Annotated in this window: 24 protein-coding genes; 12 read left to right on the top strand and 12 right to left on the bottom strand. The window is 61.8% G+C overall.

From position 1 onward, the window contains the following. A partial coding sequence (locus B3H64_RS05445; RefSeq protein WP_286733601.1) for an acyl-CoA dehydrogenase family protein occupies positions 1-282 on the bottom strand: 282 nt, incomplete at its 3' end. Between the two features lie 53 nt (positions 283-335). Beyond that, positions 336-1,958, bottom strand: a complete 1,623-nt coding sequence (locus B3H64_RS05440; protein WP_286733599.1) for an acyl CoA:acetate/3-ketoacid CoA transferase — start codon at positions 1,956-1,958, stop codon at positions 336-338. 233 nt (positions 1,959-2,191) lie between these two features. Between B3H64_RS05440 and B3H64_RS05435 the strand changes: the two genes are divergently transcribed. Then, positions 2,192-2,797 (top strand): TetR/AcrR family transcriptional regulator, encoded by a 606-nt coding sequence (locus B3H64_RS05435; protein WP_050617776.1) that lies wholly within the window; start codon positions 2,192-2,194, stop codon positions 2,795-2,797. A gap of 103 nt (positions 2,798-2,900) precedes the next feature. Here B3H64_RS05435 and B3H64_RS05430 read toward each other — a convergent pair whose 3' ends face one another. From B3H64_RS05430 to B3H64_RS05405, 6 genes are all read right to left on the bottom strand, one after another. Beyond that, positions 2,901-4,292, bottom strand: a complete 1,392-nt coding sequence (locus B3H64_RS05430; protein ID WP_286733597.1) for an FAD-binding oxidoreductase — start codon at positions 4,290-4,292, stop codon at positions 2,901-2,903. A 38-nt stretch (positions 4,293-4,330) separates the two neighbouring features. Beyond that, positions 4,331-5,629: an MFS transporter gene (locus tag B3H64_RS05425; protein WP_286733594.1), complete on the bottom strand. Its 1,299-nt coding sequence runs from the start codon at positions 5,627-5,629 to the stop codon at positions 4,331-4,333. Between the two features lie 91 nt (positions 5,630-5,720). Next, positions 5,721-6,620 carry a phosphate acyltransferase gene (locus tag B3H64_RS05420; protein ID WP_286733592.1) on the bottom strand — a complete coding sequence of 300 codons (900 nt, stop codon included), beginning with the start codon at positions 6,618-6,620 and terminating at the stop codon, positions 5,721-5,723. Then, on the bottom strand, positions 6,614-8,068 hold the full coding sequence (gene nhaC, locus B3H64_RS05415; RefSeq protein ID WP_286733590.1) for a Na+/H+ antiporter NhaC: 1,455 nt from the start codon (positions 8,066-8,068) through the stop codon (positions 6,614-6,616). Before nhaC ends, B3H64_RS05420 begins: the two co-directional genes overlap by 7 nt. 95 nt (positions 8,069-8,163) lie before the next feature. After that, entirely contained in the window at positions 8,164-9,225 is a 1,062-nt protein-coding gene (buk, locus tag B3H64_RS05410) for a butyrate kinase (protein WP_286733587.1), read from the bottom strand. A gap of 262 nt (positions 9,226-9,487) precedes the next feature. Further along, entirely contained in the window at positions 9,488-10,327 is an 840-nt protein-coding gene (locus B3H64_RS05405) for an IclR family transcriptional regulator (RefSeq protein WP_278895182.1), read from the bottom strand. 201 nt (positions 10,328-10,528) lie between these two features. On the opposite strand from B3H64_RS05405, the gene B3H64_RS05400 reads away from it, so the two are divergent. From B3H64_RS05400 to B3H64_RS05370, 7 genes are all read left to right on the top strand, one after another. Beyond that, the gene (locus B3H64_RS05400; protein ID WP_050617771.1) at positions 10,529-10,726 is read left to right on the top strand and encodes a 4Fe-4S binding protein; all 198 of its coding nucleotides are present in this window, start codon (positions 10,529-10,531) and stop codon (positions 10,724-10,726) included. 24 nt (positions 10,727-10,750) lie between these two features. Beyond that, complete coding sequence (locus tag B3H64_RS05395) at positions 10,751-11,812, top strand: 2-ketoisovalerate ferredoxin oxidoreductase (protein ID WP_050617770.1); 1,062 nt, start codon at positions 10,751-10,753, stop codon at positions 11,810-11,812. A 1-nt stretch (position 11,813) separates the two neighbouring features. Further along, a complete protein-coding gene (locus B3H64_RS05390; protein WP_050617769.1) occupies positions 11,814-12,566 on the top strand; it encodes a thiamine pyrophosphate-dependent enzyme in 753 nt (250 codons plus the stop codon). Position 12,567: 1 nt separating this feature from the next. Further along, positions 12,568-13,134 (top strand): 2-oxoacid:acceptor oxidoreductase family protein, encoded by a 567-nt coding sequence (locus B3H64_RS05385; protein WP_286733583.1) that lies wholly within the window; start codon positions 12,568-12,570, stop codon positions 13,132-13,134. Between the two features lie 175 nt (positions 13,135-13,309). Beyond that, positions 13,310-13,819, top strand: a complete 510-nt coding sequence (locus tag B3H64_RS05380; protein WP_286733580.1) for a GNAT family N-acetyltransferase — start codon at positions 13,310-13,312, stop codon at positions 13,817-13,819. An 80-nt stretch (positions 13,820-13,899) separates the two neighbouring features. Then, a complete protein-coding gene (locus B3H64_RS05375; protein ID WP_050617766.1) occupies positions 13,900-14,433 on the top strand; it encodes a cysteine hydrolase family protein in 534 nt (177 codons plus the stop codon). A gap of 5 nt (positions 14,434-14,438) precedes the next feature. After that, positions 14,439-15,881 carry a nicotinate phosphoribosyltransferase gene (locus B3H64_RS05370; RefSeq protein ID WP_238073485.1) on the top strand — a complete coding sequence of 481 codons (1,443 nt, stop codon included), beginning with the start codon at positions 14,439-14,441 and terminating at the stop codon, positions 15,879-15,881. A 63-nt stretch (positions 15,882-15,944) separates the two neighbouring features. On the opposite strand, the gene B3H64_RS05365 is transcribed toward B3H64_RS05370, so the two are convergent. Further along, complete coding sequence (locus B3H64_RS05365; protein WP_050617764.1) at positions 15,945-16,268, bottom strand: helix-turn-helix domain-containing protein; 324 nt, start codon at positions 16,266-16,268, stop codon at positions 15,945-15,947. A gap of 140 nt (positions 16,269-16,408) precedes the next feature. Between B3H64_RS05365 and B3H64_RS05360 the strand changes: the two genes are divergently transcribed. Next, a complete protein-coding gene (locus B3H64_RS05360) occupies positions 16,409-16,669 on the top strand; it encodes a hypothetical protein (protein ID WP_154666644.1) in 261 nt (86 codons plus the stop codon). A 34-nt stretch (positions 16,670-16,703) separates the two neighbouring features. Here B3H64_RS05360 and B3H64_RS05355 read toward each other — a convergent pair whose 3' ends face one another. Together B3H64_RS05355 and B3H64_RS05350 are read right to left on the bottom strand one after the other, a co-directional pair. Next, a complete protein-coding gene (locus B3H64_RS05355; RefSeq protein WP_286733575.1) occupies positions 16,704-18,884 on the bottom strand; it encodes a DNA topoisomerase III in 2,181 nt (726 codons plus the stop codon). A gap of 106 nt (positions 18,885-18,990) precedes the next feature. Beyond that, on the bottom strand, positions 18,991-19,320 hold the full coding sequence (locus tag B3H64_RS05350; RefSeq protein ID WP_286733573.1) for a winged helix-turn-helix transcriptional regulator: 330 nt from the start codon (positions 19,318-19,320) through the stop codon (positions 18,991-18,993). Positions 19,321-19,436: 116 nt separating this feature from the next. Between B3H64_RS05350 and B3H64_RS05345 the strand changes: the two genes are divergently transcribed. The 3 genes from B3H64_RS05345 to B3H64_RS05335 are packed head-to-tail and all read left to right on the top strand — an operon-like array spanning position 19,437 to position 20,495. After that, a complete protein-coding gene (locus B3H64_RS05345; RefSeq protein WP_050617760.1) occupies positions 19,437-20,048 on the top strand; it encodes a LysE/ArgO family amino acid transporter in 612 nt (203 codons plus the stop codon). 46 nt (positions 20,049-20,094) lie between these two features. Continuing rightward, positions 20,095-20,241, top strand: a complete 147-nt coding sequence (locus B3H64_RS05340) for a hypothetical protein (protein WP_154666643.1) — start codon at positions 20,095-20,097, stop codon at positions 20,239-20,241. A 41-nt stretch (positions 20,242-20,282) separates the two neighbouring features. Beyond that, positions 20,283-20,495 (top strand): hypothetical protein, encoded by a 213-nt coding sequence (locus B3H64_RS05335; RefSeq protein WP_286733569.1) that lies wholly within the window; start codon positions 20,283-20,285, stop codon positions 20,493-20,495. 48 nt (positions 20,496-20,543) lie between these two features. Here B3H64_RS05335 and B3H64_RS05330 read toward each other — a convergent pair whose 3' ends face one another. Further along, positions 20,544-21,638, bottom strand: a complete 1,095-nt coding sequence (locus B3H64_RS05330) for a hypothetical protein (RefSeq protein WP_286733566.1) — start codon at positions 21,636-21,638, stop codon at positions 20,544-20,546. Positions 21,639-21,664: the final 26 nt, after the last annotated feature.

Raw genomic sequence — 21,664 nt, 5'->3', positions numbered from 1 at the left:
CAGGGAGTTGGCCGAAGAGATGAACAGAGTGGCGGTGGCGCACTTCTTGGCGATCTCCTCCATGACGCAGACATAGCTGCGCATATCCAGGCCCAGACCGCCGTACTCCTCGGGGATCTTCAGTCCCAGAAAGCCCATGTCTGCCATGGTCTTCACCACGTCCATGGGGAATGCCTCGGTTTTGTCGATCTCCCCCGCGATGGGAGCCAGGGTCTTTTCGGCGAAATCCTTCGCCATCTCACGGATGCCTTCGTGATCCTCGTTGAAATACAGACTGCTCATGTGTGTTCCTCCTAGACGACATGTTTGATTGATGAAAAAATCTTCGGCAGAGTTTAAAGGGTCTGCGCCAGCCCACCCCAGGTCTCCTGGAAGAGGGCCGGGTCCATCGTTTTAAGGTTTGGGGAGACTGCGGGGGTAAAGCCCATATGGGCCAGCACGTCCTTCTCCAGGTCGATGCCAGGGGCGATCTCAATGAGGGTCATCTTCCCATCCATGAGCTGGAACACACACCGCTCGGTGACGTACAGGACCTCCTGGCTGGGCTTTGCGTACTGCCCGGCAAAGGTAATCTGCTCCACGTTCTTGACAAATTTCTGAATGGTCCCCTCCTGGAGGATGGTCAGCTTTCCGTCTCCCACGGCGTACTTGGCCTTCCCCATAAAGGTGCCGCAGAACACGACCTTGGGCGTGGCGTTGGTGATGTCGATGAAGCCGCCGGGGCCGGTGAGGCGGGGGCCGAATTTGCTCACATTGACATTACCTGCCGCATCGCACTCCCCCAGCCCCAGGCAGGTCATATCCAGACCGCCGCCGTCGATCAGATCGAAGGTGGCGTTGTGCTCCAGCGTGCACTCGGGGTTGTAGCTGCTGCCAAAGTTGGGCAGGGCACACATCACGCCGCCGATCATACCGCTCTCGGCGGCCATGGTCACCCGGTCCAGGCATCCCTCCTCGGCCACAATGCTGCCTACGTCGGCGGACATACCCACCCCCAGGTTCAGCACCGCCCCTGCGGGCACCTCCATGGCACACCGGCGGGCGATGACCTTCCGCTCGGTCAGCGGCAGCGGGGGGATGGCCTTGGTGGGCCGGCGGATCTGCCCGGAGAAGGAGGGCTCCCAGTATACGCCCTCCGCCTGCCAGCAGGCCATGGGGTCGGTGGCCTGGACCACGTAGTCCACCAGAATGCCCGGAATCTTCACATCCTTGGGGTTCAGGGTCTCGGCCTTGGTAACGTACTCCACCTGGACAATGACGATACCGCCGGAGTTGTGCGCCGCCTGCGCCACCGCCAGGCCCTCGTTGATGACACTCTCGTGCATGAAGGAGATGTTGCCCTTCTCGTCCGCCACCGTGCCCCGCAGCAGGGCCACATGCAGCGGAAAGCTCTTGAAGAACAGATACTCCTCGCCGTTGACCTCCACTAGCTCGGCCACATTGTCCCTGGTGCACCGGTTCATCCGGCCGCCCTCCACCCGGGGGTCCACGAAGGTGCCCAAGCCTACCTTAGTGAACAGACCGGGCCGGCCGGCGGCAATCTCACGCCACAGGTTCACAGCCACCCCCTGAGGCAGGCAGTGGCACTCCAGCTTGTCCTGTGCCGCCAGGTCCCGCAGCGTGAAGGCGCTGCCCACATGAGCCCCGCTCCACTTGGTGACCAGCCCCTCTCCGGCCTCCCCCAGGCGAGTCACACCCCGGTTGCCGTGGGCCGTATCCGGGCCGTCCGGGCGCCGGGTCCGGTCCCAGCCCAGGAACTGGTTGCCGTAGCCCCAGTCTCCCATGGCGCTGCCCTGGTGCAGCTCCAGCGAGCAGGGATGGCCCGTCTCCCGAAAGCGGTCCCGTATGGCGCAGGCGACCTCCTCCGGCCAGCCCGACAGTCCCATACCCGCAATGCCCACCGTCGCCCCGTCGGGGATCTGTTTGGCCGCCTCTTGCGCGGTAATGAATTTTGCCATGTTTTTCCCTCCAAGCACCCAATGATTTTATTCACTGAACTTGTTCGAAAAAACTGTAGCATACCTTGTGCAATCCGTCAACCGCCATAGATGAACTTGTTCATTTTTGTGCAACATGGCGCATTTCCTTGCTCAGTATTGTGCGGGGATGCCACAGGTCAGGCCTTGCAGGTCCGACGTTTTTCCTGTATAATCCTACTAATCGGAAAAAGAAACGGAAGCGGTGAACGCACATGGAAGATTTCCCGTCCCAGGTCAAAACCCGGCGCCAGCTTCAGGCGGAGCAGACCAAAGACAAGCTTTTCGAGGCGGCAGTCTCTCTGCTGGCGGAGAAGGACTTTGAACAGATCACGATCCGGGACATCGTGGCCAAGGCCCACGTGTCCATCGGGACCTTCTACAACTACTACTCCACCAAAATGGAGGTCTTTTACGAGACTTACCGGGTGGCGGACCACTACTTTAGCGAGGTGGTGGCCCCGGCCCTGACGCAGGGCACGGTATACGAACGCATCCTCGCCTTCTTCGACTACTACGCCCACTACAACAGCGACCTGACGGACATGAAGATGACTCGGCTGCTCTACAACACCGACAACCCCTTTTTTAACCGGGACCCCCATCAGGGCATGGTGGGCGTGCTGATCGAGCTGCTTCGGGAAGGGCTGGAACAGGGCGAACTGGCCGGTGGTGACAGCGCCGACGAGATCGCCGAATACCTGATGATCTCCGTCCGCGGCCTGGTTTACAACTGGTGCACCAAGGGCGGGGCATACAACCTGACCGCCGCCACCCGCAGGTTTGCCGTCCGACTGCTCAAGGCCTATCAGCCGACGTGATACCATCAAAAAACCGGCTCCCGGAATAAATCCGGGAGCCGGTTTTCCTTTGGGGCCGCGCGGTCGCCTTTCCACACGGTCCGATGGGGGATCAAGCGTTTTCTTACAGATCCACGATCACGCCGGGATTGAGGATGCCGTTGGGGTCGAAGGTCCGCTTGATGCCCTTCATGATCTCGATGACTTCGGGGCTGAACTGGAGATCCATGTACTTCTTGCGGGTCTTGCCGGTACCGTGCTCGGCGGTGACGGTCCCGCCGTACTTCAGGGCCGCTTCATAGATATCCTTGCGCATGTCGTCAGCCCAGGCGGGCACCTTGCCGTCCTCCAGCATGATGAAGTTATGGAAGTTGCCGTCGGCCACGTGGCCCACACGGGGGGAGGTAGTGTGGTGCTTCTCGGCAATGGCGTCGATGTCCCGCATCAGGTCTCCGATATGGGCCATGGGCACTGCGGTATCCAGAGAGTCCACAAAATAGGGCTTGAAAATCTCGTAGATGTTGGAGCGGACCTCCAGGATGTTGCGCTGGTCCTTGTCGTTCTCCGCGATGACGGAGTTCAGAGCCCCATGGGCCTCGCAGGTCTCAGCGATGGTGCCGGCGGTCTCATAGAGGGCGTCCTCGGTGGCCTCTTCCACCATATAGATGAGATCCACCTTGCCCTCGTCGCTCATGGGCCAGGTCTTGCTGATCTTCTCGGCGGTCTCCACGGCGATCATGCGGTCCATGTACTCCACCGCCAGGGGAATGATGCCCTGGCGCTGAACGGCGGCCACGGACTCGATGGCGTCCTCGGTGTTCTTGAAGGAGCACACCAACGCGCCGGTGTAATCCAGGCGGGGGTAGAGCTTCAGGGTGACCTCCAGGACCACCGCCAGAGTGCCTTCGGAGCCGATGAGCAGATGCATGAGGTCATAGCCCATGTTGTTCTTTACCAGCTTGCCCCCCAACTGGACAACCTGGCCGGAGGGCAGTGCCACCTTCATGCCCTTGATATAGTTGCGCATGATGCCGTGCTTGACGGCCCGGACGCCGCCGGCGTTCTCGATGGCCATGCCGCCCATCTGGGCGCCCTCGTCGCCGGGATGGCAGGGGAAATACAAGGCGTGGACGTGCTCGTCCAGATACTCGTTCAGCTTGGCCAGGGTGACACCGGTCTGGCAGGTGACCATCATATTGGTCTCATCCACCTCCAGGATCTCCCGGAAGCGCTCCATGGACATGATGATGGAGGGCACCGTCGGAATGGCCGCGCCGCAGGCGCCGGTGCCGCCGCCCCGGGGGATGACGGGGGTCTTGGTCTCGTTGCACAGCTTCAGGATGGCGGAGACCTCCTCGTAGGTGCCGGGTCGGATCACCACACAGTCCTGGCAGGCCTCGGGCCGGACAAACTCCTCGGTCTCGTCATAGAGGTAGCCCTCAATATCCTCGTGGGCAAAAAATACGTAATCCTTGCCGGAGATGCCGATCAGGGCGTCAATGAGTTCCTGTTTCATGATAAATACCCCTTTCACAAATCACGCTGCGGACACTCTTACTCCGCATGCTCGGCCGCCGCCTCTTTGGCGAGGACCTTTTTCTTGTAAATCTGAGTAACAATAGCGTTGACGACGCCGATGGCCATGACCACGGCGGCATAAATGAAGATGTTGCGGTAGCCGTCGTTGCCGAAGTTGTCCAGCCAGTAGCCGTAGAGCACGAAGATGAACAGGTCGGGGCAGTAGCCGATGGCGCAGACCACGCCGGAGGTGGTGCCCGCATACTTTCTGGGGATCTTCAGCTCAGAGGGGATGGCGAACATAGAGCCGCGGGCCATATAGGTCAGGATACCGGCGGCCAGAGTGAGGACGATGAGGATGTTGGCGTTGGAACCGGCAGGCATGAGCATGAAGGCGATGACCATAATCACGGCCACGGCCAGAGAGACGCCCACCACCGTGGAGACCGACTTGATCTTGTCGCCCAGCCAGCCGCCCACGGGAGCGCCGATGAAACGGGTGCCATACTGGCGGAAGATGGACAGGCCGCCGGTAAAGACCACGGACACGCCCAGCACGTTGCTGAAGTAGGGGGTGTAATAGGACAGGGTGCAGTACATGGTGTAGGTAGCGAACACGGCGATGCCGGACAGCCAGGTGCGGGGATTGGTGACGATGCTGACCCAGTCCTTCACGCCCATCTTGGCGTTGATGGCGTTCTCCTCGCCGGGGGAGACGCTCTTGCCGGGGTCGGGCACCAGGATGGCCAGGAAGATGACGGCGATGACGCCCAGCACGGCATAGCCGATGATGGCGGCCTTCAGTCCGGCCACGCCGAAGTACTTGTTGGAGAAGTAGGCAAACAGGCCCAGGGCGATGAAGTTGACGATGACATTGGTGATGCCGCAGAAGGACTCGGTAAAGCCGAAGATGGTGCCCTGCTGCTCCTCGCTGCCCACCAGGCGGGTCAGCTTGGTGTGGGCGGGGAAGTAGAGGAACAGTCCGGCAATGGCGAAGCCGCCCCAGATCACCAGGGAGAAGCTGTAGTTCATGTTCAGCGCAAACAGCACGTTGAGCACACAGATGGCCAGCATGGAGATGATGTAAATTCTCTTGGTATTGAACTTGTCGCTGAGGGCGCCGCCGATGGGAGCCAGCAGGTTGCCGATGCCAAAAATGGTGATGAGGTAGCCCAGTTGCTGATTGGTACACTGGAGGGCCTCTACCAGGGAGTCATAAAAGACATACTGGATGAAGGGGGTAGCGTAGACGACGGTGTAGCCCAAACCGAGGAAAAAGATGATGAGGAGCTGCTTGATGGACAGGGTCGTTTTGCGTTTGGCTTGTTCACTCACGGGTATTCCTCCCTTTCTTTACTTTGCGTTGGTGATATTCCGGCCCGACGCCCCTCTCTCAGGTGCCGGGTCATAGAGCACAAACGTCTGCTCAGCTCCGCGCGGCCAGGCAGGCCAGAGCGATGGAGTTGAGTTTGATCTCCGGAGTGTCGGCCCGGGAGCCCAAAATCACCGGGTTGGTCGCGCCCAGGACGATACCCGCCCAGCGGCACTTGCACAGGTGAATCCAGGACTTGCCCATGATATTGCCCGCTTCCATGTTGGGGAAGATGACGATATCGGTCTCTCCGGTGATCTTGCTGTCGATCTTCTTGTGGGCGGCGGCGTGGGGATCGAACGCCACGTCGAAGGCGATGGGGCCTTCGATGACGCAGGGCAGTCCCAGCTCACCGCTCCTGGCGTATTCCACCAGTCCGGCGGCATCCACGGTGGACTGGATCTTGGGATCTACCATCTCGTTGGCGGTAAGGGCCGCCACCTTGGGGTTCTCCAGTCCGATGGCGCGGGTGGCGATCAGGATGTTTTTCAGAATATCCTTCTTCTGCTCAAAGGTGGGGGCCACGTTGATGCCGCTGTCGGAGCAGTAGACCAGCTTGTGGTAGCCCGGCGCCTCGTAAACCGCCATCATGGACAGCAGCCGTCCGGTGCGCAGGCCGTGTTCCTTATTGAGGATGCCCCGCATGTAGATGCTGGTGTTCACCAGCCCCTTCATTAACACCTGGGCTCCGCCGTCCTTCACGGCCCGGACCGCCACGGCCACAGCCTCCTCCTCCCCCTGAGCGGGCAGGATGTCCAGGGGCCGAAGGCCAATGTCGGCGCAGATATCGCCCACGGCCTTTGCGTCGCCCACCAGCACCGGACGAACAAAGCCCAGGTCTGCGGCGGCTTTCACCGCCTGGAGCAGCTCCTTGTCCGCGGCGGCGGCCACGCTAACGGTAAAAGGCTCGATGGAACGTACTTTTTCAATGACCTCGTCAAAATTTTTCAGCATTTTTCTGATTCCTCCGTGGAAGTGTGGTGAGTGCCGCCCCTTTTGTCCCGCCATCCGGCCTGGCCGACCCGCAGGACGCCGTAGCCGAACAGGCACAAAACGATGGACAGCAGCGGATTGATATAATTGAGAAACGCAAACTTCCAGTACTCTGCCGTGCTCACGCCCAAAGTGGCTGCGATGAACACGCCGCTGGTGGACCAGGGAATGAACACCTGGGTCAGGGTTCCGCCCTCCTCCAAAAGCCGGGAGAGCATCTCCGGGCGCAGCTTCCGCTCCTGGAAAGCCTGGCGGTAAAGGCTCCCGTTGACCACGATGGAGAGGTAGACCTCGCCCATCGTGAGGGTACCCAGAGTCGTACTGAGGATGACCACCGGAACCATCAGGAAGTCGTACTTCACACGGCTGATGACCACAGCCACGATTTTTTTCAGATACCCAACGTGCTCCATGACGCCGCCGAAGGAGATGGCGATGCAGGAGAGGGAGAAGGTATACATCATGTTCTGGATACCGCCCCGCAGCAGGAGCTGATCCACCAGGTCCACGCCGGTGGGAGTGACATAGCCATAATTGAGGCCGGCCACCACCTGGCCCACCGGAAATCCTTGGACCGCTACCGCCAGGATGACCGCCAGCAGGCTGCCGATGGCCATACCGGGGATGGCAGGGAATTTCCGCATGTTCAGCACCAGCAGTACCACCATGGGCAGAAGAAGCAGCGGGGTAATGCGGAAATTGGCGCCGATGGTGTCAATAAACAGATCAATGGTAGCGTGGTCCACCTGGCCGCCCTGGTAGAAGAAGCCCAGTACGGTAAAGCAGCCAAAGGTAATGAGATAGGCGGGCAGCGTGGTCTTCCACATGGCCCCGATATGCTTGTAGAGGGTTGTGCCTGCTGAGGCGGGGGCCAGGTTGGTGGTATCGGAGATGGGAGACATCTTGTCCCCGAAGAAGGAGCCCGAGATGACCATGCCGGCCGTGACGGCGGGTGGGATGCCCATGCCGGCGCCAATGCCCATCATGGCCAGGCCCATGGTGCCGATGGTCCCCCAGGAAGTACCGATGGACATGGACGTCAGGCTGCACAGCAGCAGGCCCACCGGCAGGAAGAACTTCGGTGTAATATAGTGGAGCCCGTAGTAGATCAGCGCGGGCACCGTGCCGGAGAAAATCCAGGACGCGATGATGATGCCGATGAAAATGAAGATGATCATGGCCGACATCGCCTGTCCCAGGGGCTTCTTCATGCACTCCACCAGATCGTCAAACTGGTAGCCCAGCGTGGCGGATACCAGGCAGGCAAAGGCCAGCGCGACGAGCAGGATGATGTGGATGTCAAATCCCAGGACTACGACGCCTAGGAGGATGATCGCAATCGAGATGCCGAACACGGCAAAAGACATGCCAGTACTGGGCTCCCGCTTCTCGTTCACGGCTTCTGACAAAAAAGTCGCCTTCTTTCTCGGTGTTACCCTTCCTTACCCACACACATTTTTCCGAATGCGTGCGACGAATATGCCGGGGAAAGCGCCGTAGCTCGTCACGCGTAAATTTGGGGCTCTTCCTCGCCCCGGAGGACCCGGAGGGCGCCCAGAGCCAAGGCCTCCATCTCGAATTCACCGGCCACCACTTCCATGGGGGCCAGGAAGGCCGTCATGCGGGAGACCTCGTCCACCACGTACTTGGAGTGGGCGATGCCGCCGGTAAGGACGATACGGTCCACCGGCCCGTCAAAGGCGGCGGCGTAGGAGCAGATCTCCTTGGCCACGGAGTAGACGAACGCCTCATAGACCAGCCGGGCCTTTTCGTCGCCGGCCTCCATCCGGCGCTCCACCTCCTGGGCGTCCTTGGTGCCCAGGTAATCGTACATGCCGCCCACGCTGCTCAGCTTGGCGACCATCTGTTCATGGGTGTACTTGCCGGAGTAGCAAAGCTCCACCAGCGGATAGGTGGGCAGTCCGCCGCTGCGCTCGGGGGAGAATGGACCGTTGGTCCGGCCGCCGCTGCCGTCCACCATCCGACCCTTTCTGTGGGCCACGATGGAGTTGCCCGACCCCAGATGGGCGATGATGAGGTTGCAGTCCTCATATTTCTTGCCGATGCGCTCCGCCGTCCACCGGGCCACCGCCTTGTGGTTCAGGGCGTGAAACCAACTGGGCCGCTCCAGATCGGAGATGCCGGAGATGCGGGCCTTGGGCATCAGTTCATCCACCGATACCGGGTCCACCACAAAGGAAGAGGCGCCGATCTCGTCGCCGATCTCCTTGGCCAGCACCGCTCCCAGATTGGAGGGGTGTTCGCCATGGATCGCGCCGCGCAGGTCCTCCACCATCCGGCTGTTTACCGTATAGGTGCCGCCGGGGATGGGGTTCATCAGGCCACCCCGCCCCGCCACCGCGGCAAAGGTACGGATCTCAAAGCCCGCCTTCTTCAGCGTCTCCAGGATGATGTCCTTCCGGTAGCCAAACTGATCAAATACATGGGGAAATCCCTTCAGATCCTCCCCGGTGTGGGTGATATTCTCCTTGAACAGTTCCTTTTCGTCTTCAAATACTGCAATCTTGGTGGAGGTCCCCCCCGGGTTGATGACCAAGATTTTCATGTGCGATACGCCTCGCTTTCTCGCTGCTTGGGGGTATATTGTTCTATTGTTCGGAACCTCGTTCTGCTATGTGTCCCGCGAATCGGGGAGGAACTGCAGATAATTCCTCCCCATCTTTTTGGTACGGTTGGAGCATAGCACACTCGCCGTCCAAATGTCAACTTCGCTTTTTGTACAAAATACCGACCACTGTTCCGTACAATAATCCTTCTATTCCATGTGGCGGAACAAAAAGCGGGTGTCAAAGGTTTTTTCCGCCAAACTAGAAGTTATTGGAAATCTCCCGCGCAATCCGCCGCACGGCCTCCACCCGCTCGTCCAGGTCGCCGGCCAGCATGCGGCTGGTGGGGCCGGACAGGGAGATGGCCGCCAGAGCCACGCCGCTCCGATCCAGGATGGGCGCACCGATGCACGTCAGCCCCATCTCCAGCTCCTCCCGGTCCACAGCATATCCGTCGGAGCGGATTTTGGCCAGCTCAGCCCGCAGCGCGTCGGCAGAGGTAATGGTGTGGGCGGTATGGGCGGTCAGACTCACATTCTCATAGACGCTCAGGTCGATCTTTGACCCGAAGGCCAGCAGGCACTTGCCCACGGAGGAGCAGTGGCACTCGCTGCTGGAGCCCACGGGCGGGTTGACCGTGAGCACCTGGTTGGGGCTCTCCTCCTTCAGAATGATGACGCTGCGGTACACGTCGCCGGGGTTGCGCTCCAGGATGGAGACATTGACCACCTCATGATAGGCCTCGTAGAGCTTGCGGGCATAGGGCCGAATGATCTCCTGCAGCCCCATCTTGTTCTCCACCGCCTTGCCCAAAGTAAACAGACGGCTCCCCAGCCAGTACTTTTCGGTTTCCGGGTTCTTTTTGACAAAGCCCCGGGCCTCCAGGGTGGCCAGCGTGCGGAATACCGTGCTCTTATACACGCCCATGTCGTTGGCAATTTTCGTGATACTGGTCTCCTTGCCCTCGTAGTAGAGATAGATCAGGACCTCAAGTGCCCGGTCCACCGACTGGATCACATCCGATGCCATGATGGTTCCCCCTTTCCAAGCGTCCGGCTCCCCCAGGCCCTCCGGCGTGGGGCGGCGCCAGCCGTCGTTCATAATTTTGGTTTCTTTCGTTAGAAACAACGTTCTCTCTCGTTCATTTTACTCACTGGGAAAGACCCCTGTCAAGATGTTCCGCCAGATGAAACAAAAATTTTTTTCTTGGGGGGACTTGACATTCCGCTCGACCTGGGTGTATGCTTTTTTCATCGGAACAACGTTCTACTCAACAGAACATCATGGATCGGAGGGAACTGAATGAAGGTCGAAGTCAATCGGGAGCGGTGCAAGGAGTGCGGACTGTGCATCCACCACTGCCCCAAGGACGCCATCCGCAAGTCGGACCATCTCAACGCCAACGGCTATTATCCCGTACAGATCGACGATGAGAAATGCATCGCCTGCGGGATCTGCTATACCACCTGCCCCGACGGCGTATTTCATGTACTAGGTTAACGGAAAGGAGCGTGACGATTCATTATGGCAGAAATGATGAAAGGCAATGAGGCCATCGCGGAAGCCGCGGTACGCGCCGGCGCACGTTTCTACGCCGGTTATCCCATCACCCCCTCCAGCGAGATCATGGAGTATCTGTCCTGGCGCATGGAGGAAGTGGGCGGTGCCTTTGTCCAGGCGGAGAGCGAGCTGGCCGGCATCAATATGGTCATCGGCGCGGCCGCCTGCGGCGTGCGGGCGCTGACCGCCTCGTCCGGCCCGGGCATCTCTCTGAAGCAGGAGGGCATCTCCACCCTGTGCGACGAGGGCCTGTCCGCCGTGGTCATCACCCAGGTGCGCTACGGCAACGGCTTGGGCACCCTGTTTACCTCCCAGTGCGACTACAACCGCGAGACCCGCGGCGGCGGTCAGGGCGACTACCGCTGCATCGTGCTGTGCCCCTCCTCCATCCAGGAGTATGTGGACCTGATGCTGCCCGCCTATGAGCTTGCGGAGAAATACCGCATCGTGGTCGTGATGATGGGCGAGGGCACCCTGGGCCAGATGATGGAGCCGGTGACCCTGCCCGACTTCGTGGAGACCAAGCGCACACCCTGGGCTCTGAACGGCCACTATACTTACAAGAAGATCGGCATTTTCGAGCGTGACTCGATGAAAGAGGCCGTGGAGCTGCGGGAGAAGTACGCCGCCATCCAGGAGAATGAGCAGCGCTGGCAGGAGGAGTCCATTGAGGACGCCGACTACGTGTTCGTGGCCTATGGCGTGCCCGGCCGGGCCACCCTGGGCGCGGTGCGGGAGCTGCGCGCCGCCGGCGAGAAGGTGGGCCTCATTCGTCCCATCACCGCCTGGCCCTATCCCGAGAAGGCCTTTGCCCGCATCAATCCCAACGTGAAGGGCATCATCACCGTAGAGGAGAACGCCACGGGTCAGATGATCGACGACGCCGCCCTGGCCATCAAAAAGACCCACAAGGACCGGAACATCCCGGCCTACGCCCTGACCTACGTCTACAACACCCCTCCCATCCGCCGGATCAAGGAGGACTATTTCAAGGTCAAGAACGGCGAAGTAAAGGAGGTCTACTGATATGGCTGCTACCCGCGAAAAGAAGGTCCCCGCCCTGGTCGACAAGCCGATGGACTTCTGCCCCGGCTGCGGCCACGGCATCATCAGCCGCCTCATCATGGAGGCGCTGGAGGAGCTGGACCAGATGGATAACATCATCTTCCCCATCGGCGTGGGCTGCTCCTCCAACCTGGGAGCCGGCCTGGAGTGCGACCGTCTGCACTGCTGCCACGGCCGCGCCGGCGCCGTAGCCACCGGCATGAAGCGGGTCAACCCCGACGTGCTGGTGGTCTCCTATCAGGGCGACGGCGACGCCTACAACATCGGCATCGCCGAAACCTTCAACGCCGCCTACCGCGGTGAGAACATCACCGTCATCGTGGTCAACAACACCAACTTCGGCATGACGGGCGGCCAGATGAGTCTGACCACTATGGAAGGCCAGAAGACCGCCACCTCGGTCCACGGCCGCGACTGCGCGGTCACCGGCTACCCCATCCGGTTCCCCGAGATGGTGGCCCGGGAGTTTCCCAACGCGGCCTACGCCGCCCGGGGCACCGTCACCACCCCTGCCAACATCAACAAGCTCAAGGGCTACATCAAAAATGCCCTCCAGGCCCAGATGAACCACGAGGGCTACTCCATTGTGGAGGTCCTGTCCCCCTGCCCCATCAACTGGGGCCTCAGCCCGGTGAAGGCCATGGAGCGCATCGAGAAGGAGCTCATTCCCTATTATCCCATCGGCGAATTCAAGAAGAGAGGGGAGAACCAGTAAGATGAAGGAGATCGTATTTGCCGGTTCCGGCGGCCAAGGCGTACTGACCTCGGGCCTGATCATTTCCGACATCGCCGCCAGCGAGGGCATCAACGTCACCTGGGTCCCCTCCTACGGCTCCGCCATGCGGGGCGGCACGGCCAACTGCACCGTGAAATACTGCGCGGAAAATTACATTTACAACCCCTCTCAGGAGGCGCCCGATCTGCTGCTGGCCATGAACGAGCCGTCCCTGCTCAAGTTTCTGCCCATCGTGGCCCCCGGCGGCACCGTGCTGATCGGGGACACCGTGGAGCTGCCCGAGGGAGCCCGTCAGGACGTGACCTACGTCAAGGTCAACTGCACCGAGATCGCCACCGACCTGGGCAACCCCAAGGGGGCCAACATCGTCATGACCGGCGCCATCGTCAAGCTGATGGGCGACTTCACCCACGACGCCGCCGTGACCGCTATGAACCACATGTTTGCCAAAAAGGGCAAGTCCAAGTTCAACGAGGCCAACGCCAAGGCCTTTGACGCAGGCTACAACGCCGTAGAGGCGGTGGCGGCCGCCTCCTGCGTGCGCTGAGCATCACACACCATTTCCCAGCTCTTTTTCCCATCCTTCCCCCATTCGTTTCTCCCACTATGCCACACAAAAAGGGCGCTTGCGGCTGCATGCGCCCTTTTTGTATTCGCTCTTTCCTTTTTCCCGGTTTTAGCGTATACTTCTCTCTGACAGTATCTCCGTTTGAGGTGAATCCATGGAAGAGATCATCGTGCGCGCCGCCGCGCCCGGGGACCTGGACGCCGTCTGGGCGCTGGTCCGGCGGGCGGTGCAAAAAATGCGGGAAGAGGGCAGCGAGCAGTGGGGGGAGGATTACCCCACCCGGGCCGACTACGAAGAGGACCTCCGGCGGGGCCGGCTGGCAGCGGCCGTCTCCGCTCAAGGGCAGGTGCTGGGCTGCGCCTGCATCACCGACGAGCCGGAGACCGCCTATGCCGGGGTGCCCTGGGCCGTGGAGGGCCCTGCCCTGGTCGTCCACCGGGTGGCGGTGGACCCGGCGCTCGAGCGCGGCGGCGTGGCCTCCGCCCTGCTGACATACGCCGAGGACTGGGCCCGGGCCCGGGGTATCCCGGTCTTTCACGCCGACACCTACTGTAAAAACCGCAAAATGCAGGCGCTTTTCCGCAAGCGGGGCTTTGTCCAGCGGGGTGAGATCCATCTCCCCGGCCGGAGCCTGCCCTTTCCCGCCTTCGAAAAACTGCTGTGACACCTGTCTTGACACTTTGGCCTTGCATTTTTTTCCTAAACCGCATATAATGTATTCAATTTTGACCGAGAGGTGACACTATGAAGCGGCTGCTTATCGTGGTGGACTACCAAAAGGACTTTGTGGACGGGGCGCTGGGCTTCCCCGGCGCGGAGGCGCTGGACGAGCCCATCGCGGAAAAGATCGCCGCCTACCGGGCGGCGGGGGACGACGTGGCCTTTACCCTGGACACCCATGGCCCCGGCTACGCCGGGACCCAGGAAGGGAAAAAGCTCCCGGTGCCCCACTGCATCAAGGGCGAGCCCGGCTGGAGGCTCTACGGCCGGACGGCTGGGCTCCTCCAAAGCGGCGACCCGGTGTTTGAAAAGCCGGCCTTTCCCTCCCTGGATCTGGGGGAGTGGCTGTCCGGCCGGGACTACGGCGCTGTGGAGCTGTGCGGGCTGGTGTCCTACATCTGCGTGCTGTCCAACGCCGTGGTGGTGAAGGCCGCCCTGCCGGAAGCGGAGGTCTCGGTGGACGCCCGCTGCACCGGAGGGCCCGATCCGGCGCTCCATAAAAAAGCCCTGGACCTGCTGGAAACCCTTCAGGTCACGGTCACGGGAAGAGAGAGGTAACCGACATGAATCACACCGAAAATTACACCATGCTCTGCGACTTCTACGAGCTCACCATGGGCAACGGCTATTTCCAGACCGGCCTGGACAAGCGCATCTGCTATTTTGACGTCTTTTTCCGGGACGTGCCCGATGGGGGCGGCTTTGCCATCGCCGCCGGTCTGGAGCAGGTCATCGACTATATCCAAAAGCTCCACTTCAGCGAGGACGACCTGGACTACCTGCGCAGCAAGGGCGGCTTTGACGAGGGGTTCCTGGACTATCTGCGCCACTTCCGGTTTACCGGCGACATCTGGGCGGTGCCTGAGGGCACGCCCATCTTCCCCGGCGAGCCCTTCATGACCGTCCGCGCCCCGGCCGTCCAGGCCCAGTTCATCGAGACCTATGTGCTGCTCATCCTGAACCATCAGTCCCTCATCGCCACCAAATCCAACCGCATCGTCCGGGCGGCCCAGGGCCGTCCCGTGTCCGAGTTTGGCTCCCGCCGGGCGCAGGGGGCGGATGCCGCCGTGCTGGGGGCCCGCGCCTCCTACATCGCCGGCTGCGCCGGCACCGCCTGTACCCTGGCCGACCGGGTGTACGGCTCCCCCGCCGGCGGCACCATGGCCCACTCCTGGGTGCAGATGTTCCCCGACGAGTACACCGCCTTCAAGACCTACTGCCAGCTCTACCCCCACTCCGCCACCCTGCTGGTGGACACCTACAACGTGCTCAAGTCCGGGGTGCCCAACGCCATTCGGGCGTTTCAGGAAGTGCTGCTGCCCCAGGGCATCACCAACTGCGCCATCCGGCTGGATTCCGGCGACCTGACCTATCTGTCCCGGAAGGCACGCAAGATGCTGGACGCCGCCGGGCTCCCCCAGTGCAAAATCGTGGCCTCCAACTCGCTGGACGAGTATATCATTCGGGACTTGCTGCTCCAGGGGGCCCAGATCGACTCCTTCGGCGTGGGTGAGCGGCTCATCACCTCCAAGTCCGAGCCGGTGTTTGGCGGGGTGTATAAGCTCTCCGCCATCGAGGATACGGACGGAGCCATCATCCCCAAGATCAAGATCAGCGAAAATCCCGCCAAGATCACCAATCCCCACTTCAAGAAGGTCTACCGCCTTTTTGAAAACGAGACAGGCAAAGCCTTTGCCGACCTGATCTGCGTTCACGACGAGGTCATCGACTTCACCAAGCCCCTGGAGCTCTTTGACCCGGAGGCCACCTGGAAACGCAAGACCTTCAGCGATTTCACCGCCCGTGAGCTGCTGGTGCCCATCTTCCGGCAGGGCAAGCTGGTTTACCAGCAGCCCACCATTGAGGAGATGCGCTCCTGGTGCGCCGGACAGGTGGATCTGCTGTGGGACGAGGTAAAGCGGTTCGAGAACCCCCACAACTATTACGTGGACCTGAGCCAGAAGCTCTGGGACATCAAGCAGAAGCTGCTGGAAAAGCGTGGCTGACGCAGCCGCAGGGAAAGGGGACCGGGCGCAGTGTGCACCCGGTCCCCTTTGGATTTCTGCCGCTTAAAAATTCAGGATCAGCTCCGCCATTTCCAGCAGCATGCTCCGCTGCTTGGCATTCATCCGCTCCAGCGTCCTGGACAGCTCGCCTTTGAGATAGTTTTCGCTTCCGGACGACACCCCCGTCACCAGTTCCTCCAGGCCACAGTCCAGGCAGTCCGCGATTTCGGCCAGAGTATCCAGATTCACCCGGGTCACACCCCGTTCGATCTGACTGATGTAGCCCACAGACACATGAATCTGTTCCGCCAGCCATTCCTGCGTCCTGTGCAGGGCGCGCCGTCTGTCCTTGACCCGGTGTCCGATTGCGGCGTAGTCCACTTTCATTCCCATCACCCAAGTATTATTCTATCGGGGATACCCGCCGTATTACAGATACCGTCAACTTAAATTAAATTAATTTGTATTGTTTTTCCTCCTCGCCCATGGTATACTGCCTTTGCTCAATGGAGACATGTTAACGCTGGATGGAGGGATCAAAGTCCATGGAGCTGCTGGACTATCTGGTGGAGCTGCTGGGCTGCGCCTACCTGTCTGACCTGCATTACCGCTCTTTCCCCGCGCAGCAGGCGCGGGCCGTCCTGGACATCCCGGACGGACGGTTTCCCCTGGAGCAGTATGCCGACGCCATATGCTACCTTCTGGGAGAGGCTCCGCTGCCCCCGGACCTCGCCTCCGCCAAGCAGGCGCTGGCGGCGGCGCTGGCCGCGGACCGAGCGGAAAGATAAGCAGGAAGGAGACCGGAAAACCGGCCTCCTTCTTTTATTTCTGGTTTTGTTCCAGCCACTTTTTGAGCTGCTCGGCCATGGCGGAAGTGCCCTTTTCCTCCTGCTGGCCGGCCAGATACCGCTGCACGTCCCGTTTGCCCGCCGCGCCGGTCTCCCGCCGCTTCTTGAAGTCGGAGAGCTTCTCCCGGTAGCCGCACACGCAGGCAAAGAACTGGCTCTCCCCCTCGCCCCGCAGCTCCATCTTCTTGTGGCAGTTGGGGCAGCGGGCGTTGGTGGTCTGGGTGACGCTCCGGCGGTAGCCGCATTCCCGGTCGGGGCAGACCAGCAGCTTGCCCCGCTTGCCCTGGACGGCCAGCAAAAACTTGCCGCAGTCCGGGCACTTCTCCCGGGTCACGTTGTCGTGCCGGTAGACGGCGTCGCTGGCCTTCACCTCGCTCACCAGCCGGGCGGCGTACCGCCGCATCTCCCCCACGAACCGCTGCTCCTGCTCCCGGCCCCGGGCGATATCCCCCAGCCGCGCCTCCCATTGGGCGGTCAGCGCCGCCGAGCGCAGGTCGGACGGGGCCAACTCCACCACCTGCCGCCCTTTGGAGGTGGGGACCAGCTCCTTGCCCCGCCGCTCCACGTAGAAGGCGGAGAAGAGCTTCTCGATGATATCCGCCCGGGTGGCGGGGGTACCCAGACCGCCGGTCTCCTCCAAGATTTTAGACTGCTCCCGGTCCTGTACCTGGACCTGGGGATGCTCCATGGCGGTGAGAAGGGTGGCCTCGGTATACCGTTTGGGGGGCGAGGTCCTGCCGGTATTGACCCGGGCGCTGAGAATCTGCACCCGGTCTCCCTGCCGGATGGCGGGCAGGCTCTGCTCCCGCTCGTCCTCGTCGGTCTCCTCGTCCTCCTCCAGCGTAAAGCGGCTGTACGCCTGCCGCCAGCCCGGCTCCTTCCTGATCTTGCCCCGGGCGGTGAAGGTCTGGCCGTCCACGGTAAGGGTGAGCTTGGTCTCCTCGTACTCGCAGGGGGGCAGCAGCACCGCCAGAAACCGCCGCACCACCAGATCATAGATGTTCCGCTCCGGCCCGGTAAGCCGGTACAGGTCGGGCTGCTCCTCGGTGGGAATGATGGCGTGGTGGTCGGTGACCTTGGCGTTGTTGACCAAAAACCGGGTCTGGAGGGGCCGCTTCATGAGGATGGCCCGGGCCAGGTCCCGGTACTCGTCCACCATGACGCTCTTGAGCCGCTCGGGCAGGGTGGCTGTCACGTCGTCGGAAATATACCGGGAGTCGGTGCGGGGATAGGTCAGCAGCTTGTGCCGCTCGTAGAGGGACTGCATCAGGGAGAGGGTCTCCTTGGCGGAGTAAGCGTATTTCTTGTTGGCATCCCGCTGGAGCTCGGTGAGGTCGTAGGCTGCGGGCGGCGGGGTCTGTCGGTAGGTGCGTCTGACCTCGGTGAGCACCCCGGTCTTGCCTCCAAGGGCGGCGGCCAGCCGCTCCGCCTGGGCCCGGTCGAAGGTACGGGCCTGGCCGTTTTTGTCCCGCCAGATTGCGGAAAAGCCCTGGCACTTGACCTGGAGGGTGTAAAACTCCTTAGGCACGAACCGGCGGATTTCCTCCTCCCGGTCCACAATGAGGGCCAGGGTCGGGGTCTGGACCCGTCCGGCGGAGAGCTGAGCCCCGTACTTGCAGGTGAGGGCCCGGGTGACGTTGAGGCCCACCAGCCAGTCGGCCTCGCTGCGGGCCCGGGCAGAGTGGTACAGGTCGTCGTATGCCTGAGCGGGGCGCAGGTTCTGGAAGCCCTCGCGGATGGCCTTGTCGGTCTGGGAGGAGATCCACAGCCGTTTGGCGGGCTTTTTCCAGCCCGCCTTCTCCATGATCCACCGGGCCACCAGCTCCCCCTCCCGGCCGGAGTCGGTGGCGATGACCAGCTCGGACACGTCTCCCCGGCGCATCAGGGCCTGGACCGCCCGAAACTGGCGGCCGGACTCCCTGATGACCACAGTTTTCATCTGCTCCGGCAGCATGGGCAGGGTCAGCAGGTCCCACTTGGTCCAGGTCTTGTCGTAGTCCTCCGGAGGCGCCAGCTCCACCAGGTGACCCAGGGCCCAGGTGACCACATACCGCTCCCCCTCCAGGCCGCCGTCCAGGGCGCGCCGGCAGCCCAGTACCCGGGCGATCTCCTTGCCCACCGAGGGTTTTTCCGCCAATACCAGCGTTTTTGCCATATCGATACTCCTTGCTATCTTTGGGTGGTTCCTCTATACGGAACGGGAAAGGACGAGTAAGCCACGATACGCAAAGCGACCGCCGCCGATCTGAAGGCCCTGTAAATCACAGGCCCATGCTCCAGTCCCCCAGCCGGTCCAGGATGGGGACAAGGGCGCGGCCGGGCGCGGTGATCTCGTACTCCACCCGCACCGGCACCTCCAGATACTCCCGCCGGAGCACCAGGCCGTCCTCCTCCAGCTCCCGCAGTGCGTTGGCCAGCACCGTGTCGGACACCCCGTCCAACGTCTTTTTCAGCCGATTGTAGCGGGTTGGGCCGTTGTTGGACAGCGCGCACAGGATCTGCATTTTCCACTTTCCGCCGATGAGGCCTAGGGCCCGGTTCAGGGGACAGGTCTCCATGCAGGGACAATTCTCATGTCCGGGCCGCTCCATGGTCAGTTCCTCCTTACCTGGTACGGAAATTCTGCGTTCTTGTTTTTTCCCCCAGTAGTGCTATTATCATACCAGGTAGCAATTCAAAAGGAAAGTCTTTTTCAGGAGGAATCGCCATGCCCCCCTTTTTGCAGGGCCTGACCATCGGTCTGGCCTACGTGGCCCCCATTGGAATGCAGAATCTGTTTGTCATCAACGCCGCCCTGACCCAGCCCCGGCGGCGGGCCCTGCTGACCGCCCTGATCGTCGTCTTTTTTGACGTCACGCTGGCTCTGGCCTGTTTCTTCGGCGTGGGGGCCCTGATGGAGCACTTCGCCTGGCTCCAGCGCATCGTGCTGCTGGCCGGCGGAGCCGTGGTGATGTGGATTGGCGTGGGGCTGCTGCGGGAAAAGCCCGTCCTCCACGCCGGAGGAGAGGCCGCCCTGACCCTGCCCAAGGTGGCGGCCAGAGCCTGTGTGGTCACCTGGTGCAATCCCCAGGCCCTCATCGACGGCACCATGCTCTTCGGCGGCTTCCGGGCGGGCAATTCCGGCGGGGTGAGCGCCCAGCTCATTCTGGGCTCCTCCTCCGCCTCCTTCCTGTGGTTCTTCGGCGTGACCATCCTTATCTCCTGCTTCTCCGCCCGGTTCAGCGACAAGGTCCTCCGGGGCATCAACGTGGTCTGCGGCCTGGTCATCCTGGTCTATGGGGCCCGGCTGATCCTGCGCTTTTTTCAGATGGTCCTGTAAGCTTTTCCGCCGCTGGATCGTTTGTATGGCAGAAGGAGGGATTCTCATGTCTGGCAGTCGCTTGGACCTCAATGTTACGTTGGCGGCAAAAGAGGCGGAAGCTGTGCCCCTGGGCCGGGACGAGAAGGCCGCCCTCAAGCGGGCCGAGGGGGCTTTCCGGGCCTCCAGGGGCTACGAGCCAGACACCTTGTAGTACCGGCTCGAGAAAAAATTCTGGAGATAGGACGGTGCGTTATGGCAAGCAATTGGTGGAGCAGTTCCCGTACCTTCGGCCCCGGGAGCCGAAACACTGCCAGTCTATCAGAGTCTGCCGGCGGTGGACTTGGCCGGGACGAGAAGGCCGCCCTCAAGCAGGCCGAGGAGGCCGAGCGGGCTTTCCGGGCCTCCAAGGGCTACGAGCCGGACACCTTCTGGAATCGGCTGAAACGGCGATTTCGCAAAAAATAGCAAACGAGCAGGGCGCGGAGCTTCACCGCTCCGCGCCCTGCCTGTGTGTCACGCCGGTCCGCAGACCCCTTTGCGGACGTTGACGATAAAGTCCTGCACGTTGGTGACGATGGTCCGCACGCTGAGACTGCCCCGGTCCCTGAGCTTATTGACGGCGAACTCGGAGATATCCACCGAATAGAAGTATAGGGGGCGCACCGCTCCGTCCACCACCCGGTAGCAGGGGGTCATGTTGCCGGTGGCCACGGTGTGGAGGGTGGAAGCCATGCAGATGATGGTGGTGGCCTTCCGCACCAGGGCGCGCATGGCGTCCTGTCCCTCGTAGACGTTGCCGTAGACCTCGGGCAGAGGCCCGTCGTCCCGTACCGAGCCCACCAGCACAAAGGGGACCCGGCGCCGGACGCACTCACAGAGGATACCATCCTTCACCGCGCCGGACTCCACGAAGGCAGGGATGGATCCCAGGGACCGGACGGCGTTGATGGTGTCGATGTGGTGGTAGTGACCGTTGGGCACGCTGCGCTGGGTGTAGATGTCCTGCCCCAGGGCAGTGCCCAGATAGCCCGCCTCCAGATCGTGGGTGGCCAGGGCGTTGCCCGCCAGAAGCCCGTCCACAAAGCCCTCCCGCACCAGGGCGGCAAAGGCGGAGCGGGCGTCGGCGTCGAAGGAGCAGGCCGGGCCCAGCACCCAGACGATATTCCCATGGTCCCGCTCGTGCCGCAGAAGCTCGTAGATGGAGTCGTAGTCCATGGAATAGGCGGTCTCCCGGGACCGGCCCTGCCGGAAGGAGAAGGACTCGCCGTCCCCGTCACCCTTCTCTTCAAAGCCAGCGGTGTGGACGTAGATGCCCTCCCCGCCGTCCTCGGTACGGCCCACCGCCACCATGTCGCCCCGCTTCAGGCCGCGAAACTCCACGATGGACACCGCACCCGCCCGGCACACGGCCACGCAGTCCATGCGGCTCTCCTCGGCCAGCACCCAGCGGCCGTTCAGGCGGAAATACTCGGGAAACAGGGTGGTGGCGTGGTACCCCGCCGGGGCCACGCCGTCCCGCTCCACGGGGACCAGCCGGACCTCAGGGGCGTCCTCCAGCCCCAGCGCGGTAAAATCCGGGGCACGATAGGCGGGCAGCGTAAAGCTCATGGCCATCTCCTCCTGCTGTTTTCTCT

The organism is Intestinimonas sp. UBA1698 (assembly GCF_002320075.1).
GTDB lineage: Bacteria > Bacillota > Clostridia > Oscillospirales > Oscillospiraceae > Intestinimonas > Intestinimonas massiliensis.
Note: the sequence above shows the minus strand (reverse complement) of the source record. Positions and strands in the feature narration are given on the sequence as shown.

Excerpts from the sequence above, each read along its gene's own strand:
- B3H64_RS05420 (WP_286733592.1), bottom strand. The coding sequence starts at position 6,620 with ATGCTGAAAAATTTTGACGAGGTCATTGAAAAAGTACGTTCCATCGAG.
- B3H64_RS05340 (WP_154666643.1), top strand. The coding sequence starts at position 20,095 with ATGTCTGGCAGTCGCTTGGACCTCAATGTTACGTTGGCGGCAAAAGAG.
- B3H64_RS05360 (WP_154666644.1), top strand. The coding sequence starts at position 16,409 with ATGGAGGGATCAAAGTCCATGGAGCTGCTGGACTATCTGGTGGAGCTG.
- B3H64_RS05385 (WP_286733583.1), top strand. The coding sequence starts at position 12,568 with ATGAAGGAGATCGTATTTGCCGGTTCCGGCGGCCAAGGCGTACTGACC.
- B3H64_RS05395 (WP_050617770.1), top strand. The coding sequence starts at position 10,751 with ATGGCAGAAATGATGAAAGGCAATGAGGCCATCGCGGAAGCCGCGGTA.
- B3H64_RS05430 (WP_286733597.1), bottom strand. The coding sequence starts at position 4,292 with ATGAAACAGGAACTCATTGACGCCCTGATCGGCATCTCCGGCAAGGAT.
- B3H64_RS05365 (WP_050617764.1), bottom strand. The coding sequence starts at position 16,268 with ATGAAAGTGGACTACGCCGCAATCGGACACCGGGTCAAGGACAGACGG.
- B3H64_RS05380 (WP_286733580.1), top strand. The coding sequence starts at position 13,310 with ATGGAAGAGATCATCGTGCGCGCCGCCGCGCCCGGGGACCTGGACGCC.
- B3H64_RS05390 (WP_050617769.1), top strand. The coding sequence starts at position 11,814 with ATGGCTGCTACCCGCGAAAAGAAGGTCCCCGCCCTGGTCGACAAGCCG.
- B3H64_RS05355 (WP_286733575.1), bottom strand. The coding sequence starts at position 18,884 with ATGGCAAAAACGCTGGTATTGGCGGAAAAACCCTCGGTGGGCAAGGAG.
- buk (WP_286733587.1), bottom strand. The coding sequence starts at position 9,225 with ATGAAAATCTTGGTCATCAACCCGGGGGGGACCTCCACCAAGATTGCA.
- B3H64_RS05345 (WP_050617760.1), top strand. The coding sequence starts at position 19,437 with ATGCCCCCCTTTTTGCAGGGCCTGACCATCGGTCTGGCCTACGTGGCC.
- B3H64_RS05405 (WP_278895182.1), bottom strand. The coding sequence starts at position 10,327 with ATGAACGACGGCTGGCGCCGCCCCACGCCGGAGGGCCTGGGGGAGCCG.
- B3H64_RS05400 (WP_050617771.1), top strand. The coding sequence starts at position 10,529 with ATGAAGGTCGAAGTCAATCGGGAGCGGTGCAAGGAGTGCGGACTGTGC.
- B3H64_RS05440 (WP_286733599.1), bottom strand. The coding sequence starts at position 1,958 with ATGGCAAAATTCATTACCGCGCAAGAGGCGGCCAAACAGATCCCCGAC.
- B3H64_RS05370 (WP_238073485.1), top strand. The coding sequence starts at position 14,439 with ATGAATCACACCGAAAATTACACCATGCTCTGCGACTTCTACGAGCTC.
- B3H64_RS05330 (WP_286733566.1), bottom strand. The coding sequence starts at position 21,638 with ATGAGCTTTACGCTGCCCGCCTATCGTGCCCCGGATTTTACCGCGCTG.
- B3H64_RS05435 (WP_050617776.1), top strand. The coding sequence starts at position 2,192 with ATGGAAGATTTCCCGTCCCAGGTCAAAACCCGGCGCCAGCTTCAGGCG.
- B3H64_RS05350 (WP_286733573.1), bottom strand. The coding sequence starts at position 19,320 with ATGGAGCGGCCCGGACATGAGAATTGTCCCTGCATGGAGACCTGTCCC.
- B3H64_RS05335 (WP_286733569.1), top strand. The coding sequence starts at position 20,283 with ATGGCAAGCAATTGGTGGAGCAGTTCCCGTACCTTCGGCCCCGGGAGC.
- B3H64_RS05375 (WP_050617766.1), top strand. The coding sequence starts at position 13,900 with ATGAAGCGGCTGCTTATCGTGGTGGACTACCAAAAGGACTTTGTGGAC.